16 protein-coding genes are annotated in these 19724 nt (G+C 58.4%); 9 read left to right on the top strand and 7 right to left on the bottom strand.

The annotated features are described in order from the left end of the window. The first annotated feature begins 48 nt into the window (after window positions 1-48). From ACR0AK_RS06325 to ACR0AK_RS06305, 5 genes are all read left to right on the top strand, one after another. The gene (locus ACR0AK_RS06325; protein WP_480792741.1) at window positions 49-1566 is read left to right on the top strand and encodes a class I adenylate-forming enzyme family protein; all 1518 of its coding nucleotides are present in this window, start codon (window positions 49-51) and stop codon (window positions 1564-1566) included. Then, the gene (locus ACR0AK_RS06320; RefSeq protein WP_480792740.1) at window positions 1563-2222 is read left to right on the top strand and encodes a DsbA family oxidoreductase; all 660 of its coding nucleotides are present in this window, start codon (window positions 1563-1565) and stop codon (window positions 2220-2222) included. Before ACR0AK_RS06325 ends, ACR0AK_RS06320 begins: the two co-directional genes overlap by 4 nt. Window positions 2223-2297: 75 nt before the next feature. Next, window positions 2298-3506: a multidrug effflux MFS transporter gene (locus ACR0AK_RS06315; RefSeq protein WP_480792739.1), complete on the top strand. Its 1209-nt coding sequence runs from the start codon at window positions 2298-2300 to the stop codon at window positions 3504-3506. 57 nt (window positions 3507-3563) lie between these two features. Next, a complete protein-coding gene (locus tag ACR0AK_RS06310; RefSeq protein WP_480792738.1) occupies window positions 3564-5228 on the top strand; it encodes a hypothetical protein in 1665 nt (554 codons plus the stop codon). Then, on the top strand, window positions 5225-5881 hold the full coding sequence (locus tag ACR0AK_RS06305) for an SH3 domain-containing protein (RefSeq protein ID WP_480792737.1): 657 nt from the start codon (window positions 5225-5227) through the stop codon (window positions 5879-5881). Before ACR0AK_RS06310 ends, ACR0AK_RS06305 begins: the two co-directional genes overlap by 4 nt. Here the strand turns inward: ACR0AK_RS06305 and mfd are convergent. Together mfd and ACR0AK_RS06295 are read right to left on the bottom strand one after the other, a co-directional pair. Then, on the bottom strand, window positions 5878-9336 hold the full coding sequence (gene mfd, locus ACR0AK_RS06300; RefSeq protein WP_480792736.1) for a transcription-repair coupling factor: 3459 nt from the start codon (window positions 9334-9336) through the stop codon (window positions 5878-5880). The two genes, ACR0AK_RS06305 and mfd, sit on opposite strands and share 4 nt — an antisense overlap. Before the next feature lie 19 nt (window positions 9337-9355). After that, entirely contained in the window at window positions 9356-9883 is a 528-nt protein-coding gene (locus ACR0AK_RS06295) for a component of SufBCD complex (RefSeq protein ID WP_170557044.1), read from the bottom strand. A 118-nt stretch (window positions 9884-10001) separates the two neighbouring features. Here ACR0AK_RS06295 and hemB point away from each other — a divergent pair, with 118 nt between their 5' ends. The 4 genes from hemB (at window position 10002) to ACR0AK_RS06275 (ending at window position 14851) form a co-directional block, all read left to right on the top strand. After that, window positions 10002-11000, top strand: coding sequence for a porphobilinogen synthase (gene hemB, locus ACR0AK_RS06290; protein ID WP_170557042.1), 999 nt, complete (start codon window positions 10002-10004; stop codon window positions 10998-11000). Window positions 11001-11141: 141 nt separating this feature from the next. Beyond that, on the top strand, window positions 11142-11714 hold the full coding sequence (locus ACR0AK_RS06285) for a lipid-binding SYLF domain-containing protein (protein ID WP_170557040.1): 573 nt from the start codon (window positions 11142-11144) through the stop codon (window positions 11712-11714). A 171-nt stretch (window positions 11715-11885) separates the two neighbouring features. Next, window positions 11886-14348: a penicillin acylase family protein gene (locus tag ACR0AK_RS06280; protein ID WP_480792735.1), complete on the top strand. Its 2463-nt coding sequence runs from the start codon at window positions 11886-11888 to the stop codon at window positions 14346-14348. Between the two features lie 107 nt (window positions 14349-14455). After that, the gene (locus ACR0AK_RS06275; protein ID WP_170557036.1) at window positions 14456-14851 is read left to right on the top strand and encodes an ester cyclase; all 396 of its coding nucleotides are present in this window, start codon (window positions 14456-14458) and stop codon (window positions 14849-14851) included. A 12-nt stretch (window positions 14852-14863) separates the two neighbouring features. On the opposite strand, the gene ACR0AK_RS06270 is transcribed toward ACR0AK_RS06275, so the two are convergent. From ACR0AK_RS06270 to trkA, 5 genes are all read right to left on the bottom strand, one after another. Further along, complete coding sequence (locus ACR0AK_RS06270) at window positions 14864-15148, bottom strand: putative quinol monooxygenase (protein ID WP_480792734.1); 285 nt, start codon at window positions 15146-15148, stop codon at window positions 14864-14866. Window positions 15149-15166: 18 nt separating this feature from the next. After that, a complete protein-coding gene (gene hflX / locus ACR0AK_RS06265) occupies window positions 15167-16438 on the bottom strand; it encodes a GTPase HflX (RefSeq protein ID WP_480792733.1) in 1272 nt (423 codons plus the stop codon). Next, on the bottom strand, window positions 16438-16677 hold the full coding sequence (gene hfq / locus ACR0AK_RS06260) for an RNA chaperone Hfq (protein ID WP_010440340.1): 240 nt from the start codon (window positions 16675-16677) through the stop codon (window positions 16438-16440). Before hfq ends, hflX begins: the two co-directional genes overlap by 1 nt. Before the next feature lie 126 nt (window positions 16678-16803). Continuing rightward, window positions 16804-18342, bottom strand: coding sequence for a TrkH family potassium uptake protein (locus ACR0AK_RS06255; protein ID WP_170557030.1), 1539 nt, complete (start codon window positions 18340-18342; stop codon window positions 16804-16806). Beyond that, on the bottom strand, window positions 18342-19718 hold the full coding sequence (trkA, locus tag ACR0AK_RS06250) for a Trk system potassium transporter TrkA (protein ID WP_109311769.1): 1377 nt from the start codon (window positions 19716-19718) through the stop codon (window positions 18342-18344). The genes ACR0AK_RS06255 and trkA overlap by 1 nt, the downstream gene beginning before the upstream one ends. Between the last annotated feature and the right edge of the window lie 6 nt (window positions 19719-19724).

Below are 19724 nucleotides of genomic sequence, written 5' to 3'. Positions count from 1 at the left end.
CAGCCCGTCGCGCTTGCAACGCACCAGTGGTCGCGCTAGCCAGTTGCCATGCTTTCAATATTCGATCAGGGGCCGCCCCCGGCCTGCCCGTCCCCGTTCAATCTGGCTGCGCATGTGTTGCGCTATGCGGATACGCTGTCGGACAAAACCGCGCTGTCTGTGGTCGGTGCCGCAGACGCCAGGAATTGGACGTATGGGGCGTTGCAGCAGGCTATTCTGGGCACGGGCACAGGGTTGCTGAATGCCGGTCTGAAGCCCGGTGATATCGCATTGATGCGTCTTGGGAACACGGTCGACTTCCCGATTGCCTATCTGGGGGCAATTGCCGTTGGGATTGTCCCGGTCCCAACATCATCGCAACTGACTGAACCAGAAACAGCACGCATGATCGAAGATCTTAACCCCGCTGCAATCCTGCGCGACCCGCTAGTTGCGTGCGCCGCCCACACGGTTCAGATCAACCTATCCGACTTGACCAAAATGCGCGACCTGCCTGCGGCCGAGTATCAAATGGGTGACCCGGAGCGGATGGCCTACGTTGTCTATACATCTGGCACGTCGGGAAAACCGAGGGCCGTAGCCCACGCCCACCGCGCCATCTGGGCACGTCAGATGATGGTAGATGGCTGGTACGGTCTGCGTAAGAGTGATCGTTTGTGCCACGCGGGGGCCTTCAACTGGACATATACTCTGGGTACGGGGCTGATGGACCCGTGGACAATCGGCGCGACCGCCTTGATCCCCGAACCGGGCACCGAACTGGCCGACTTGCCCGGGCTGCTGCGTCACCATCAGGCGACAATTTTTGCTGCCGCTCCCGGCGTGTTCAGAAAGATACTGGGCATGCAGAATAACCTGCACCTGCCGGACCTGCGACATGGGTTGTGCGCCGGCGAAAAGTTGTCGCGTCATCTGCACGAACAATGGACACAGGAAACTGGCACCGAGCTGTATGAGGCGTATGGGATGTCCGAGTGTTCGACCTTCATTTCCTCCAGCCCGACCCATCCGGCGCGCGGCGATGCGTTGGGGCAACCTCAGCCCGGACGCCGCGTCGCGATCCTGGGGACTGATGGGCCGGTAATGCAGGGACAAGAGGGTACGATTGCCGTGCACAAATCCGACCCCGGCCTGATGCTCACCTACCTAAACGCCCCGGACGAGGCCGAAGCCAGAATGCAGGGCGACTGGTTCCTGACCGGCGATCAGGGGGCCATGGCCGTGGACGGACAAATCACTTACCTAGGCCGGGATGACGACATGATGAACGCGGGCGGCTATAGAGTGTCGCCGGTTGAAGTTGAGGCCGCTGTGTCCAGATACCCCGGCATTGCACAGGTTGGGGCCGCTGCCATCGAAGTCAAACAGGACACATTTGTGATAGCGGCCTTTTATACAGGGCCAGAAGAACTGGACGAAAACGCCCTGCGCACCTATGTCGAGGCAAACCTGGCGCGTTACAAGCAACCGCGCGCTTTCATCCATCTGGCCGAACTGCCAACTGGCGGAAACGGCAAACTTCTGCGCCGGGCGCTGCCGGCCTACTTCAAGGCGACCAACGAATGACCCAGACCGTCAAGCTTGATATCATGTCCGATCCGATCTGCCCATGGTGCTATATCGGCAAGACCCATCTGGACAAGGCGCTGACCGCAATCCCCGACCACCCTTTCGTTATCGAATGGCATCCCTTTCAGCTGAACCCTGACATGCCGGACGCGGGCATGGACCGCCGCGAGTACCTTGAACGCAAGTTTGGCGGCAAGGAAGGTGCCGTGCGCGCCTATGCTCCGGTCGTCGAACATGCCGAGAATGCAGGCCTGAAGATCGATTTTGAAGGCATGGAACGCACGCCCAACACTCTGGACGCCCATCGCCTGATCCACTGGGCCGGAATCGAGGGTAAGCAGAATGCAGTGGTCGATGCACTGTTTGATGCCTATTTCGTGCAGGCCCGCGATATCGGCGATCACGAGGTTCTGGCGGATATTGCCGACAATGCCGGAATGGACGCAGCGGTCGTTCTGAAACTGCTGAAATCCGACGCCGACCGCGAGGATATCAGCAACCGCGACAGCCATTCACGGCAGATGGGTGTGAGCTCGGTTCCGACCTTCATTGTCGCCAATCAGCATGCCGTCCCCGGGGCGCAACCCCCTGAAATGTGGGAAAAAGTAATTGCTGAAATCATGTCTCAACTTGAGGCTTCCCCTGCAAATTAGCACAGACCCCTGTGCAAATTGACACCTAGCGTCAACTGATTTGCCGTGATAGCGCGAACAAGTCAGGAGGGCGCTATGGCCAATCGCATGTCACGGGGTGAGTTCGTAGCACTTGTCGCAATGATGTTTGCGACGATCGCGTTTTCGATTGATTCCATGCTGCCTGCGCTGCCAAAGATCGGTGAGCAGCTTAGCCCCAACGACATTAACAAAGCCCAGTTGATCCTGACCTCGTTTGTGTTGGGTATGGGGATAGGCACGTTTTTCACCGGTCCGCTGTCCGACGCCTTTGGCCGTAAGCCCGTGATCTACGTCGGATCGGCGTTGTACATCATCGCAGCAGCGGCTGCTTGGGCCAGTTCCTCGCTCGAGGTGTTGCTGGTCGCCCGTATCTTCCAGGGGATCGGATGTGCTGCCCCGCGAGTGGTGGCCATGGCGATTATCCGTGACCTGTATTCAGGTCGTGAGATGGCACGGATCGTGTCGATTGCCATGATGATCTTCACCCTAGTTCCGGCAATTGCGCCGATGCTGGGCGCCGGAGTGATCGCTTTGACTGGATGGCGGGGCATCTTTGCCTCATTCATCCTGTTTTCACTCATTACCATCGTCTGGATGGGTCTGCGCCTTCCGGAACCTCTGTCGATCGAGAACCGTCGCCCGCTGCGCCTGCCCCTGATGCTGGACGCCGCCCGTCAGATGCTCACGCACCCAACCGTTCGATTGTCGATCATGGTACAAACGCTGTGCCTTGGGATGCTGTTCACCATGTTAACGATGGTTCAGCCGGTCTATGACATCGTTCACGACAGCGCTGACAGCTTTCCGTTCTGGTTCGGCGTTGTGGCATTGATGGCCGGGTCAGCCAGCCTGTTGAACGCAGCGCTTGTTATAAAATTGGGCATGCGACGGATCGTAACGTGGTCGTTGGGTGCTCAGGTCATCTTTACCACCGCCGTTATTGTTCTAAACGCAACACACCTTTCCCCGACGATGTCCTTTGCGGTTTTTGTCAGCTGGCAAACCGCCGTCTTCTTCATGGCGGGCATGACCATGGGCAATCTGAACGCCATCGCGATGGAGCCGATGGGCCATATCGCGGGCATGGCAGCCTCGGTGATTGGGGCGATCTCGACCGTATTTGCAGCCGCCATTGCAGCCCCTATCGGGCAACTGTTCGACGGTTCCATCATTCCTTTGGCCGTAGGTATCCTGACCATGAGCATCCTGGGCTTCGGCCTGATGCTGCACATGGGGCGGATCGAAAACAGGCTGCCCGCCTGATCTGTGCAGGGACTGAAATTCAGGTTAACCTCTGCTCAATGTGAGTGGAGATTTTCTGTGAGCGAATATTACAATCTTGGCGCATATTCCTGCCCGATAACAACCGCCTCACCGGACGCGCAGCTTTGGTTCGACCGGGGATTGAACTGGACCTACGGCTATAATCACGACGAAGCGGTCGTGTGCTTTCAGCGCGCGCTTGAATACGACCCCGACTGTGCGATGGCCTACTGGGGCGTGGCCTACGCGGCGGGGCCAAACTACAACCTGCCGTGGAACCTCTTGGATGACCGTGGGCAGCGAAAGGCGCTGGCGCTGGCCTTTGATGCCACGCAGAAAGCCGTGGCTCTGATCGATAACTGCACATCGGTTGAACAGGCCCTGATCCGCGCCCTGCCCGCGCGGTATCCTCAACGCGATCCCGTCGACGACATGCACACCTGGGACCACGACTTTGCCGATGCGATGCGGGCGGCGTTTGGCGAGCAGTCGGACCACCTTGATCTGCGCACTATATATGTCGAGGCGTTGCTCAACCTGACTCCCTGGCAGATGTGGAACTTGAGAACCGGTGAGCCCGCTGAAGGCGCAGCCACGTTGGAGGCGCAAAAAGCCCTGGAAGACGCAATGGCCGACGATCCGGCAGCCATGTCGCACCCGGGCTTGCTGCACCTCTATGTTCATCTGATGGAGATGTCGCCGACACCAGAAAAGGCGCTGAAGGCTGGGGATGTCCTGCGCACACTGGTTCCAGATGCAGGGCACCTGGTGCACATGCCCACCCATATCGATGTCCTGTGCGGGCATTATCAGAACGTCGTCCATTGGAACGAAAAGGCGACCGAGGCCGATCTGAAGTATTATGAGCGCGAAGGCGCGTTCAATATCTACACAGGCTATCGCCAGCACGACTATCACTTTGCTATCTATGGCGCGCTGTTTCTTGGCCAGATGGAACCTGCCCTGCGCGCCAATCAGGGCATATGGGACACCACGCCGGAAGAGATGTTGCGCACCGAAAGCCCGCCCATGGCGGATTTCTTCGAAAGCTACATGTCGATGGGGCCGCATATCCTGATCCGATTTGGTCGGTGGGAAGAGGCAAAAGCCCTTTCCCTTCCTGAGGACCAGGACCTCTACCGCACCGTCACCGCGACCACCCATTACGCCCGTGCAATCGCCTTTGCCGCGACAGATCAGGTCGCCGAGGCCGAAGCCGAAGAGAAGCTATTCCTCGCCGCCAAAGATCGGGTGCCAGAAACTCGCCTGCTGCACAACAACCGCGTGATCGACCTGTTGGACATTGCCCGCGAAATGCTGCGCGGAGAGATTGAGTATCGCAAAGGTAATTATGACGCAGCCTACGGCCATCTGCGCCGCTCGGTCGAACTGGACGACACACTGCCCTACGACGAACCCTGGGGCTGGATGCAACCCACCCGTCACGCGCTGGGGGCGCTGTTGTTTGAACAAGGTCACGTGGCTGAGGCCGAAGTGGTTTACCGCGAAGATCTGGGGCTTGGTGGCACCCTCAGCCGTGCTTCAATCCACCCTGATAACGTCTGGAGCCTGAAAGGCCTGCATGATTGTCTGAAGGCCCGCGGCGAGACCGTCGAAATCAAACTGATCAAACAGCGATTGGATATTGCACTGGCGCGCGCTGATCGGGCTGTCGGAGCCTCGTGTTTCTGCGCTCAGGCCGCGATGGAGGCAGCCGAATGACCCGCGCATTGCTGCTATTGCTTCTGGCCGGCAGCCCGGCCCTTGCCGACCGCCAGTCCTTTCCGCCAGTCGACGAGGCAGAACGCGATCCCACTTTAGTGGCTTTTCGAGACAGCCTGTCGGCAAGCGTGGCGGCACGGGACACCAAAGCAGTGATCGCGGCCGTTTGCCCGGATATCTATCTCAGCCATGGCGGGTCTGGTGGGCCCGAAGAGTTTCTAGAATACCTCGACCCGGCAACCGGTGACGCTCAAGAAGACCAGAACCGCGAGACTTATTGGAACGACCTGGAAACCACCCTGTCCCAGCCGGGCTATTTTGACGACGAGGGCGAATTCTGGATGCCACATCAATGGCAGATCACCCTCCCCGCGTCTCTGGATCCATTTGTGACCTACTTCGTCACGGGTCAGAATGTGACCCTTCGGCAAGCCGCCGAGCCGGGCGCACCTGTACTGAACCAAATCAGCCATGAGGTCGTCATCATCACAGACTATCGCGACGACACCGACTATCAGCCTGTCATGCTGACCGACGGTACACGCGGGTTCATGCACCGTGATTTTCTGTGGCCCATGACCGGCCACCGCGCCGCGTTCGTGAAATCGGACGCAGGCGACTGGCAGTTATGTACTTTTGTCAGCGGAGATTAGGCTTTCGCCTTTTTCTTCTTTTCAGCCATAACCTTTTCGGCGAGATCGCGGGCGATTGCGAATGCGCCTTTTATCTTGTCGCTGTCCTTCTTCCAGTCGCGCCTTACAACAATCTTGTTGTCCTTGACCTTGGCCAGTCCGCGCTGGTTCTGAATGAATTCAACCAGCCCCTGAGGCGAAGCAAACTTATCGTTGTGGAATTGTATCGTCGCCCCTTTGGGTCCGCCATCCAACTTGGCAATTCCTGCTCGTTTGCACATCGCCTTGATACGCACGACCAGCATCAGCGTGTTAACCTCTTTCGGTAGCGTCCCGAAACGGTCAATCAATTCAGCGGCAAAGCCTTCCAATTCGACCTTGGTCGAAAGCGACGACAAGCGACGATAGAGACCCAATCGCACATCCAGATCGGGCACGTAGTCTTCGGGGATCAGGACCGGTACGCCCAGATTGATCTGCGGCGCCCATTGGTCGTCGGCATCGGACAGCCCCTCCATCTCGCCTGCTTTGATCTTGGCGATCGCCTCTTCCAGCATGGATTGATAAAGCTCATAGCCGACGTCGCGCATCTGGCCGGACTGTTCTTCACCCAGCAGGTTTCCCGCACCCCGAATATCGAGATCCTGCGAAGCCAGTGTGAAGCCTGCTCCGAGTGTATCGAGTGACCCCAAAACACGCAGACGCTTTTCGGCAGTGGCGGTTAGCTTCTGGCGCGGCTTGGTAGTCAAATACGCATAAGCGCGGGTTTTAGAGCGTCCCACCCGACCCCGGATCTGATAAAGCTGAGCCAGGCCGAACATATCTGCCCGGTGCACGACCATCGTGTTGGCGGTTGGAATATCCAGCCCGCTTTCCACAATCGTGGTCGCCAGAAGCACGTCGTACTTGCCGTCATAAAAGGCGTTCATTCGGTCGTCGAGTTCACCCGCCGCCATTTGCCCATGCGCCACCATATAGGTCAGCTCGGGCAGTTGTTCTTTCAGGAATTCCTCAATCTCTGGAAGGTCCGAGATGCGCGGGACAACATAGAAACTCTGTCCGCCTCGATAATGTTCACGCAGCAGCGCCTCGCGAATGGTAACCGCGTCGAATTCGCTGACATACGTGCGAATGGCAAGACGATCGATGGGCGGCGTGCCGATAATCGACAGATCGCGCACGCCGGTCAGCGACAGCTGCAGCGTCCGTGGGATCGGCGTGGCGGTCAGGGTCAGAACATGAATGTCGCTGCGCAGCTGTTTCAGGCGCTCCTTGTGACCTACGCCAAAATGCTGTTCTTCGTCGATGATCAACAGGCCCAGATTGTTGAACCGGATACCTTTGGCCAGCAAGGCATGTGTGCCGATGACAATATCCACGGTCCCGCGCGCCAGACCATCGCGGGTCTGCTGCGCTTCTTTCGCGGACACAAACCGTGACAGCTGCCGAACCTCAAGCGGGAAGCCACGGAACCGTTCCTTGAAGCTGGCTGCATGCTGACGGGCCAGCAAGGTTGTCGGTGCGATCACGGCCACCTGAACGCCGGACATCGCAGCGACAAAGGCCGCGCGCATGGCAACCTCGGTTTTTCCAAAGCCCACGTCACCACAGATCAACCGATCCATAGGCGCACCGGAATGCATATCTTCCATCACTTCGGAAATCGCGCGCAGCTGGTCGTCGGTTTCCTGATATGGAAAGCGGGCGCTGAACTCCTCCCACGCGTGTGGGGGCGGATCCATGACCGGAGCTTTGCGCAAGGCTCGCTCAGCGGCGATGCGGATCAGCTTGTCCGCCATCTCGCGGATTCGCTCTTTCAGCTTGGCTTTCTTTGCCTGCCATGCGCCGCCGCCCAAACGATCCAGCAAACCTTCATCATGGCCATATTTCGAAAGCAGCTCGATGTTTTCGACCGGCAGGTATAGCTTGGATTGCTCGGCGTATTCCAACAGCAGGCATTCGTGCGCGGCACCGGCGGCCGTGACCACCTCCATCCCCATGTAACGCCCGATCCCGTGGTCGACGTGAACCACCAGATCGCCGGGGCTGAGCGACTGGGTTTCGGTCAGGAAATTCTCGGCCTTGCGGCGCTTCTTGGGCTGGCGGATGAGGCGGTCACCCAGCACGTCCTGCTCGGCGATCACGGTCAGATCGGGCGTTTCAAAACCGTGCTCAAGCGCCCAGACCGCCAAATGCAGCCCGCGTTTGCCAATCCGGGTTCCATCGGTGACGGGGATGGCTTCGGCCAGGCCTTCATCCTCGATCAAGCCGGTCAGGCGTTCTCGGGCTCCTTCAGAGTAAGACGCAATCAGAACCGGACCCTTGGACATCTTGTCGGTGATATGACTTGCCAACGCCCCAAACAAGCTGACGCTTTCCTGCTGTCTTTCGGGCGCGAAATTTCGGCCGATCCGCCCGCCTGCGTCAATCACACCGGGACCGCTGGCCTGGGGCAGCGGGCTGAACTGCATTACCCGCCGGTCCCCGACGGCTTGCTCCCATGCGTCATCGTTCAGATACAGCAAACCGGGAGGGGTCGGCTTATACACAGTGTCCATGCGCGAGCGATTTTCCAACGCCAGACGCCGCGTTTCATATTGATCGGCAATCGTGTCCCAACGGGCCAGCCGTGCCGGCGTCACCTGATCATCCACGGTGATCGTTGCATCCGGCAGATAATCGAACAGGTTTTCCAGCTTTTCGTGGAAAAAGGGCAGCCAGTGTTCGATGCCCTGGTGCTTGCGGCCAGCGCTAATCGCCTCGTACAGCGGATCGTCGGTGCCTGCCGCGCCAAACTCGATACGATAATTCTGGCGGAACCGTGTAATGGCGGCCTCATCCAGAATAACCTCGGACACCGGGGCTAATTCGACCACGTCCAGCTTCTCGGTTGTGCGCTGCGAGACCGGATCAAATCGGCGCGCGCCATCCAGCACGTCACCGAACAGATCCAGACGCACGGGGCCGGATTCACCCGGTGGATAGATGTCGATAATGCCGCCTCGGATGGCATAGTCGCCGGGTTCCATCACCGTGGGGCTTTGGGTAAATCCCATTCGAACGAGGAATTTCCGCAATGCCGTTTCATCAACGCGATGGTTCACGCGGGCGGTAAATGCCGCCTCGCGCAACACATCTCGCGCGGGCACCCGCTGGGTTGCTGCATTCAACGTGGTCAGCAGGACAAACCGGTCCGGCATCTGATGCACCAGTGCTGCCAAAGTCGCCACGCGTGCGGCCGCAATATCAGCATTGGGTGATACCCGATCATAGGGCAAGCAGTCCCACCCGGGAAACACGAAGACCGGCATGTCCGGCGCAAAGAAGGCCAATGCGGCGCGCATCGCCTCCATCCGTTTGTCATCACGCGCGACATGACAGACCGGCCCGCCAACGCGCGCGATTTCATTCAGAACAAGCTGCGCGTCAAACCCTTCAGGAGCGCCGCCAACCGTCACATGGTTCGGAGCCGTCATCGCCTTGCCTTTCTGATTTTCATCCCCCGAGAACACCGATCGAGACGTTCTGGTACATACCCCAAAGTGAAGTAATGACAATTGAGATCATGCCAATGATCTGGGTGTAAATCCGGCAGCGTACAAGGATCTTGGATATGCTCTCAAGCACCGGTTCGGTGACCTGCAGTTTTCGCGCGGCGCGTATATTGATCAGCGTCACCAAACACAAAGGAAACAGCAACAGAAACACGGCCTGGGCGAATTCTACCCCATAATAGAAACCAAGCATCGCGAGCCCGGTAAACAAAAAGCAGCTCAAAGCAAGAATAATCAGCCCTGACATGTCAACGATGTACAGCAACCTGTTCCCGTTGATCCTAACGATATCCAGCAGGTCTTGCTCGGATTGCCCTCCAACACGGCGCGCACGCACTAGCAGATCGAAGGGAACCCCCATCGCCCAGTGGCTGGCCGAGGACCAAAGCACCGCCAGGGCGATCCAATACCACAGATTCGAAAAGCTGCGCATGTCGATGAGTTCGAAAATCGAAGAGTGCAAATCCACGCATCAGCCCTTTGTTCATTGTCTCTGGGGCGTTCTTGGCGCAGCGCGTCCAATGTTACCCTTGAGACCACCGGGAATTCATGCCACCCAATGCACGATTATTCAAGGAGAGCGCGACATGAAACCGACTATCGCCCCCTACCCCCAGACACGATTTCGCAGAGCGCGCCAATCCGACGCCATTCGCGGGCTGGTGCGGGAAAACGCGCTGACCACCGACGATCTGATCTGGCCAGTTTTTGTGCGCGATGGTGAAGGTATCGAAGAACCCGTACCTTCGATGCCCGGCGTTGTCCGTCGTTCGGTTGACCTTATCGCCAAGGCCGCAGTCGAGGCCCAGGCGTTGGGCATCCCGGCGATCTGCATCTTTCCCTACACCGATACCAGCCTGAAAACCGAAGACTGTGCCGAGGCGTGGAACGCAGACAACCTGTCGAACCGGGCGATCCGGGCGATCAAGACAGCGGCTCCGGATATTGCTGTGATGACCGACGTTGCGCTGGACCCATATAACATCAACGGCCATGACGGTTATGTCGTCGACGGCGAGATCGTAAATGATCAGACCGTTGAAGCGCTGGTCAAGATGACGCTGGCGCAGGCTGAGGCCGGGGCCGACATCATTGGCCCTTCGGACATGATGGATGGTCGTATTGGTGCGATGCGTCGCGCGCTTGAGGGTGCCGGGCACCACAATGTGATGATCCTCAGCTATGCAGCCAAATATGCCAGCGCATTCTATGGCCCCTTCCGCGATGCAGTAGGCGCGTCGGGTGCGCTGACCGGAGATAAGAAGACCTACCAGATGGACCCGGCCAATTCGAACGAGGCACTGCGCCTGATCGAACGAGATCTGACCGAAGGTGCCGACATGGTAATGATCAAGCCCGGGATGCCATATCTGGATATCTGTCGCCGCGTGAAAGACACGTTTGGCGCGCCCACATACGCCTATCAGGTGTCCGGTGAATACGCGATGGTACAGGCTGCGGCGCAGAACGGCTGGATTGATGGCGAAAAAGTCATGCTGGAAAGCTTACTAGCCTTCAAGCGCGCGGGTTGCGACGGAATCCTGACATACTTTGCACCACAGGTCGCGCGCGTTCTACAGGGCTAAATCCCCGGGCGCTCGCGACTTTTCGCCTATTGTGAAGGCTGTTGGATCAGCTTTCCCGTGACACACGGACCCAATCGGCGTATTCTTGCACACAAGATCGGGAACACCCGACACTTCAGGCAGTTAACACAGAGAAAAAACATGAGCAGTTCCAACTCTCCCCGACTAAACCGTCGTGGCTTTGCGCTTGGCATGGCCGGTCTTACGCTGACCGCAGCATGCGGAAACGGTGTAGGCAATTCAAACGCAGCCCAGATCGACGCCCGTGTGAACGTGACGCTGAACGAAATGTTCAACAAGTACCCCAACACAGTCGAGATCGCCAACAAAGCCGACGGCATGCTGGTGATGCCACTGATCACAGAGGCCGGGTTCATCTTTGGCGGCGCATATGGCCAGGGCGCGCTGCGCATTAACGGTGCTACGGTCGACTATTACTCGGCCGTATCTGGCAGCGCCGGCCTGCAGATCGGCGCGCAGCAATATGCGCATGTGCTGTTTTTCATGACGCAGGACGCGTTGGACGACTTCCGCCGTTCCAGCGGTTGGACCGCGGGGGCGGATATCGGCTACGTCGTCGACGCCACCGGTGACTCGCTTTCAACCGACACGAACCAATTGCGTAAACCGGTACTTGCCGCTGTTTTCGGGCAGGCTGGTCTGAAATTCGGCGCTACCGTCGAAGGCACCAAATACACGCGCATCATCCCCTGAATCCGAATACCACGACCCCTTTGCAGCAAACCCCGGCACATGTTCAAACCAAGTGCCGGGGTTTTTCGTTTCAACATCTTAACCCGACGTTCGCGCGCCGTTCCTCTTTCGGTTGCCCCGGCCTTCCAGTAGTGTTCAGCCAATAATTTCTTACGGGGATGTGGGGCGTTCATGGGTCTTGTCTTTCGCTGGCTGGTTCGGATTGCTACGGGTCTGGTCCTGCTGGCCGTCGCGGCTGTAGGTCTTGTCTACTTTCTCGCCAGCCAGTCACTGCCGGACTATGACCAGACCGTCGACGTTACCGGGTTGCGTGGGCCTGTCGAGATCGTGCGCGACACTGCCAACGTTCCGCATATTCTGGCCGAAAACGACCCTGACGTATTCTTTGGCCTTGGCTACGCCCATGCACAGGATCGCCTGTGGCAAATGACCGTGATGCGCCGCACAGCGCAGGGGCGCCTCTCTGAAGTTTTCGGCAGGCGCACCGTAAGCATAGACAAACTCTTGCGCCGTTTTGACCTCTACAGCCTGGCCCACCGCTCGGTCGAAGTGCAGGACGACTACACCAAAGCCGCGCTGCGCGCCTATTCCGCCGGCGTCAACGCCCGTCTGGAAGAGATCAACGAAAACGCATTGGGACGCGGTGCACCGGAAATGTTCCTATTCAACGCGCCCGTTTCGCCGTGGCAACCCGGTGACAGTATTGCCATCATCAAACTGATGAGCCTGCAACTGTCCGGCCATTTGAAAGACGAGGTTCTGCGCGCCCGCACATCCCTTATGCTGAACGATCCCAATCGCCTGTCGGACATCTTGCCGGATGTGCCGGGTCCGGGGATCGCTGCGCTGCCGGAATACGCGGCTCTCTTCCCGGGATTGCCGCGCTATGCAGAAGGCACGCCAATGCCCGACACGCCTCTGTCGCCATTCCCCAAACGCGGTTTGGCCGGCGCGTCGAACGCGTGGTCCGCCGCACCTTCGCGTTCCGCGATCGGAGGTACCTTGCTTGCCAATGACCCGCATCTGGGCCTGACCGCACCTGGTATTTGGTATCTGGCACGGCTCGAGCTTGCCAAGGGCGGTGTCATCGGCGCGACCATTCCGGGCGTTCCCGCGATCATGACAGGCCGCAGCGACCGGTTGGGCTGGGGACTGACCTCGTCCTACCTGGACGATCAGGATGTTCATATCGAGCAGTTGAACCCGGAAAACCCAGAAGAATACCTGTCGCCCGACGGTTATAAGCAATTCCGGTCCCGCCCCTCGATCATCGAGATCAAGGATGAACCCCCTGTCACCCTGACCCTGCGCTGGACTGAAAACGGGCCCGTTCTACCCGGCAGTCATTATGATCTGGAAACGATCACTCCACCTGGTCATGTTGCGTCATTGTCTTGGACGGCGCTTAGCCCGCGCGACACGTCGATGACAGCGTCGATGGCGTTGATGAATTCGGACACCGTTCGCGATGCCATCGAAGTGGCCGAGCTGTTCATAGCACCCTCGCAAAACCTGTCGCTTGTCGACAAGGATACGATCGGCATGAAGCTGATCGGCGCGATGCCCAAGCGCGACCTGCGAAACCAAAGCCGTGGCCGTATCCCGACGCCCGGCTGGCTGGCGGAAAACCTCTGGCAGGGACGTTTGCCCTATGCGAACAACCCCGAATTCGTGGCACCCGCCGGGGGAATACTGGGCAACACGAACAACAAAATCATCGACCGCCCCTTTCCCAACCACGTTTCATACGAATGGGGTGACACCCAAAGGGTGCACCGTTGGGAGCGCCTGATGCAATCGCGCGAAGTTCACACTCGCGACAGCTTTATTGAGGCACAACTTGACACGGTCAGCTTTACAGCCCGATCCCTTCTGCCACTGATTGGCGCAGACCTTTGGTTTACCGGTGCATCCGCCCCCGAAGGCACACCTGAACGCCAGCGTCAGGTCGCGCTGGCCCTGCTGGCTGAATGGAACGGTGAGATGAATGAACACCTGCCCGAGCCGCTTATCTATGCCGCATGGTTGCGCGCATTGCAGATCCGCTTGATCTCGGACGAGTTGGGGCCGCTGGCTGCTGAATACAAACATGTTGAGCCGTTATTTATCGAACGGGTCTACCGCGATATTGACGGTGCCTCGGTCTGGTGCGACGTGCGCCAGAGCGCGCCTGTGGAAACATGTACCGACATGGCCCGGCTGGCGCTGGACGACGCGCTGATCTGGATCAGCGAAAAATATGGTGGCTCGTTGGAGTCGCTGCGCTGGGGCGATGCCCATCAGGCCACGCATGATCACCCGGTTCTGGGCACGGTTCCGGTTCTGCGGTTCTTCGTCAATATTCGCCAATCCACCAGCGGCGGCGACAATACCCTGCTGCGGGGTCGGACATCGGGCGAAGGCCCCGACCCTTTCCAGAATGTGCACGGTGCGGGCTATCGCGGTGTCTATGATTTCGCCGATCCCAACAGCTCAGTCTTTATCACGGCCACGGGTCAGTCGGGACATTTCCTGTCGCGGTACTACGACGATCAGGCCCAGCTTTGGCGGCGAGGCGAATATATCCCGATGTCGCTTGATATGGATCTTGCCCGTGCCGCAGCGGTCGGTGTGACCAACCTGATACCGCGCTGATTTCCACCGCCTCGGCAGGACCTTGCCCCTTTTTCAACCCGCCGTGGACGCGCACCGGTGTTTTCGCCTACGATCTGTTGGCCGACTATTTGGAACTGGGGGTACGGATGGCCAGTATTCGGGATACACTGAACAATCTCGCACGCGACTACGCAATCGCTTGGAGTTCGGGTGACCCAGAGGCGGTCGCCAGCTTTTACGCACCCGACGGGCAGATCACGATCAACCGGGGTGAACCAACCGTCGGCCGGGCCGCTGTGGCCGAGATGGCGCGCGGGTTCTATGCCGACTTCCCGGACCTGGAGGTTCGCTGCGACATGCTTCGCTGGGCCGGAACGCACGCCATTTTCGTCTGGACGCTAGAAGGTCATCATTCTGAAACCGGCAACCACGTCGTCACACGTGGCTGGGAAGAATGGGAACTGACCGCCGACAACAAGGTGCAATCGTCGCTGGGCTGGTTCGATGCCGAAGACTATCAGCGCCAAATAGACGGTCGCTAGCCGACAATTCCCCTATCCAAGCGTAATTTGATAATCACGAGGGATACCTTCGGTCACTTTGAACCAGGTCGAGGTCTTGGTGCGTGCCTGATGCGCGTCAAATGCAGCCTGACTTTCAAAAACTTCGTTCACGTTGAACCGGCCCGGAATATCGGCGTCTTCTGTCACGTCGAACGAAATACACCCTGACTCAGCCCGCGTCAGGGCAATGTGGTCCGGTAGTGCGTCCCGCACCTGTGCGATCCGGTCGGCGGGCACCAAAATATGACCGGTCAGCATAACCTTAGATTCCGTCATGATAACCTCGCTGATTGATCAAAGCGCGGCGTACTGCGCCGCCTGTTTGTCAGTCCACAAGACGGTGATCTGAAACCCATCATCGGTCTGCTCTTCGGATCGAATGACATCCTGACGGAACAACCACGCGCGCTTGTCGCCCTCGGCAAAGCCCAGCGACAGGACTGTCTGGTGACGTACACCCTGCAATTTGACGGCAATCTCGGCCAGAAGCGGTTCGAGGCCTTCACCGGTCACAGCAGAAATGGCGAAGATCGACGGATCGCGGTCGGCGCGAGCAAAAGTGGCCTCGCGTTCATCATCGTTCAGCAGATCGATCTTGTTCCAGACCTCAAGCCGGGGCCGTTCGTCATCAACGCCCAACGAGGTCAGAATGGTTTCGACATCCTGCGCCTGTGCCTCGGTTTCCTCGTGGCTGATATCGCGCACATGCACGACGATATCTGCGCCCAGCACCTCTTCGAGCGTGGCGCGAAAGGCGGCCACAAGTTCGGTCGGCAGGTTCGAGATGAAGCCCACCGTGTCTGACAAGATCACCTCGGGGCCATCAGGCAATTCGACCCGCCGCATGGTCGGGTCCAACGTGGCAAACAGCATGTCCTTGGCCATCACCTCGGCCCCGGTCAGACGGTTGAACAGTGTCGATTTACCGGCGTTCGTATATCCCACGAGGGCGACAATCGGATACGGTACCTTGGCGCGCGCCGCACGATGCAGGGTTCGTGTCTTGATCACCTTCTGCAATTGACGTCGCAGACGCACAAGCTGATCGTCAATAGCCCGGCGGTCAGCCTCAATCTGCGTTTCACCCGGGCCGCCGACAAAGCCCAATCCGCCCCGCTGCCGTTCAAGGTGCGTCCAGGCGCGGACCAAACGCGTCCGTTGATAGCTGAGCGCAGCCATTTCGACCTGCAAGACACCTTCACGGGTGCGCGCACGATCGCTAAAAATCTCAAGAATCAAGCCGGTGCGGTCGAGGATCTTGACCTTCCAAGCCTTTTCCAGATTGCGCTGTTGGACTGGCGTCACGGGGCCATCAATCAGCACCAGTTCGACTTCAGCGTCATGAAACTGCTCGCCCAGTTCTTCGATCTTGCCGCTGCCGAATAACAGCCCTGGTTGAGCGCGCTGAAGGCGCACGATATCTGACCCGATCACATCAAGATCGGGCAAAGCGGCAGCCAGCGCCACCGCTTCTTCCAGCGCCGGTTCAGGGACACGGCGCTGTTCATCTGATTTGATTTCCGGATGCAGCACCCAAGCCCGGGTGCGCGTCCTGTCATGTTCCATCAAGAGGCGTCTTCGCCCTCATACAGGCTGATCGGCTGCGACGGCATGATCGTCGAAATCGCGTGTTTGTAGACCAGCTGCGACTGTCCGTCGCGGCGCAACAATACGCAGAAATTGTCGAACCAGGTGATGACACCCTGCAATTTCACACCGTTGATCAGGAAAATTGTGACCGGGACCTTTGCTTTCCGTACATTGTTCAGGAACGCGTCCTGCAGATTCTGTCTGTCCGAAGCCATATTTTTATAATCTCGCCATTGTTCTTGCTACGCGCTGCGGACCAACGCGCTCCCTCTGGCAGAGTATGGAGTGGAGTTAACCGATATTCCAGATGAAAAATAAGGAGTCAGCAAAGGTGAGGATTCTTAGTCTCGCCAGAGGGTTGGCGTAATCAGCGCAATGATCGCCAATGTTTCCAGTCGTCCGATCACCATTGCCGCGCACATAGTCAGCTTTGCGCCCCACGGCAAATCGACCAGACGGATGGGGACATCGGTGGCCAGTTCGATCAATGGCCCGGTCGTGCTGAGCGCAGCAACACTAAGGACCATGGCCTGTTCAAACCCCGATCCCATCGCAGCCAGCAACAAATTGAACAGCGCAGCGGTCAGGGCGAACATCATCAGGAAGATCCAGGCAATAAAGGCCCCGTCACTTTGAATGCGCCGGTTACCGCCTCCAAGACCGCTGACAGATGAGGGGTAGATCAACCGATCAATCTCGCGCGCGCCGTTTAGATACAAGGCAAAGACCCGCAACAGTTTTACCCCGCCCGCGGTCGTTGCCACCCCCCCACCGATCAGTGCGAGGCCCATCAGGATCAGCCCAGGGGTGCCCAGACCAGACAATTGCTGCGCATCGTTCCAGTTAGCGCTTTCAAACCCGGCGGTAGTCAGGAATGCGAGCGCCGTAAAAATCATGCCCCAGATCACGCCAAGCGCCTGAAGCGGTTCCAACTGATTGCCGATCTCAAGCACCCCGGCCCAGACGCGCGCAAACAACAACACCGCGACAAAACACACGATCATTAGTCCAATGCGGAATTCTGGGTCTTTGTCCAACCGGGAATAGCCTGTGGTCGCCGTGTCGGTGGAAAAGGTCAACCGCGATAAGGCGAAGAACAGGAAGAGAAACATGATCGCCTCGCCCGTTATTCCAGCTTGCGCGCCCTCCAGCCCGCCGACCGGAGAAATCCCAGACGTGGCCATTGTCGACATCGCGTGACACACAGCTGTCAGACCGTTTTCGCCCGCGATCATCAGAAGGATACATATGACTGCGGTCAGACCGGCATAAACTGGTGTCAACGTTCGCGTTACGCGGATCAGACGACCACGCGGATCAACCTCTTCGCTTTGCGCCACGCCCGAAACGGGTCGACCGGGCTGACCGCGCGCCGTAATCTCGAACCCGCCCAGTGACAGAGGGGCCAGGATAGCAGCCGCTGCAATCCACATCAGCAAACCACCCATCCACCCGACCAAAGCGCGCCACAGGTGCAGCGGTGCAGTCAGGCGATCGGGGTCCGGAAACAGATCCGCTCCGGTCGTGGTTACGGCGCTGACCATATCGAAATACGCGTTCAAAAAAGTGGTCGTACCCAAGGCATCATGCAGCGGAATTGCCAGAAACAGCGGCAAAACCGTAAAACAGCCCAGCAAAACGGCCAGTTGCCCCAGCGTCCCACGTCGCGGCACGCGGTTTGATGCAGCCACAGCGATTGTGGACACCACGAACAGCCCCAACAAACCGGAATAGAAAAATGAACGGGAGGTATCATGATCGTCCAGCGCCAGCGCATATACCGCCGGAACCCACATCGACAGTGCTGCGATTCCCCAGATCAAAAGAAACAGCGGCAACCGCTGTATCAATGTGATCTGTTGTCTCCGAGCGCGCGCCATCAGAAGAAATCGATTGAAACCTGCATCAGGCGTTCGACCTCGGGCACGTCTTTGGCCATGGCAAAGATCGCCACCACATCCTTTTCATCAATCCGCAAGCTGCCGGTCGGACGTAAAAGCTCATCACCCTTTCGGACAGCGCCGACCAAAACACCTTCGGGAAAATCAATGTCTCGCAGCTTTTGCCCCGCCATTGGCGAGGTCGACAGCACCTCGGCCTCGATCACTTCGGCCTCGGCATCACCGATGGAATAAACCTGCCGCACCCGCCCGTGACGAATATGGCGCAGGATCGAGCTGACTGTGGTCGCACGCGGGTTGATATAAGCGTCGATCCCCAGCGGTCCCATCAGGGCTACCATGCTGGGATCGTTGATCAGCGCAATCGCCAAAGCGCATCCTTCAGCCTTGGCTCGGACAGCCGCCAGCATGTTGGCACGGTCGTCATCCGTCACCGCCAACATCGCGTCCGCGCGTTCGATCCCGGCCTCGCGCAGCAATGCGGCATCAAGCCCGTCGCCATTCAGGACAATCGTCCGTTCCAGCGTTTCGGCTGCTATTTCAGCGCTTTGGCGATCACGCTCGATCACCTTGGCACGCACACGGCTTTCACGTTCTTCCAGCGTTCGGGCAACTTCCAGACCGACATTTCCGCCGCCCACAATTACCACGCGGTCCTGCTTTTTGTGGGTCTTGCCGAAAACCTCCATCGTGCGGTCCACGTCTTTGACATTGGTAAAGACATAGCATTCGTCGCCGACAAACAGCTGATCTTCGGATTCGGGCGCAAACAGCGTTCCATCCCGCCGAACACCGACGACGATTGAACTGAGCGTGGAAAACAGGTCCGTGAGTTGGCGCAACGGGGTGTTTACGATGGGACAGTCTTCGTCGATGCGAATACCCAACAACTGCGCCTGCCCGTCCATGAACATTTCGGTATCAAAAGCCGACGGTGCCGACAGGCGGCGCATGGCGGCGGCTGCGACTTCACGCTCGGGGCTGATCACCACGTCAATTGGCAGGTGGTCGCGGCGAAACAGGTCCGAGTGGATCGCCTGCAGATAGGATTTCGCACGCAAACGCGCGATCTTGCGTTGGATGGAAAAGATCGAGTGTGCCATCTGACAGGTGACCATGTTCACCTCGTCCGAATGGGTTGCTGCGATGATCATATCTGCGTCACGCGCGCCTGCACGCTCAAGCACGTCAGGATAGCTTGCGAACCCAGCAATCCCCTGAACATCCAACGTTTCGGTTGCCCGGCGCACCAGATCGGGATTGTTGTCCACCACCGTTACGTCATTCAGTTCGCCCGACAAGTGCCGTGCGATCTGCCAGCCGACCTGACCGGCACCGCATATGATGACCTTCATGTTTCT

The organism is Ruegeria sp. BI12, from assembly GCF_056537985.1.
The sequence above is the reverse complement of the archived record's forward strand: the minus strand, read 5'-3'. Positions and strand labels throughout refer to the sequence as shown.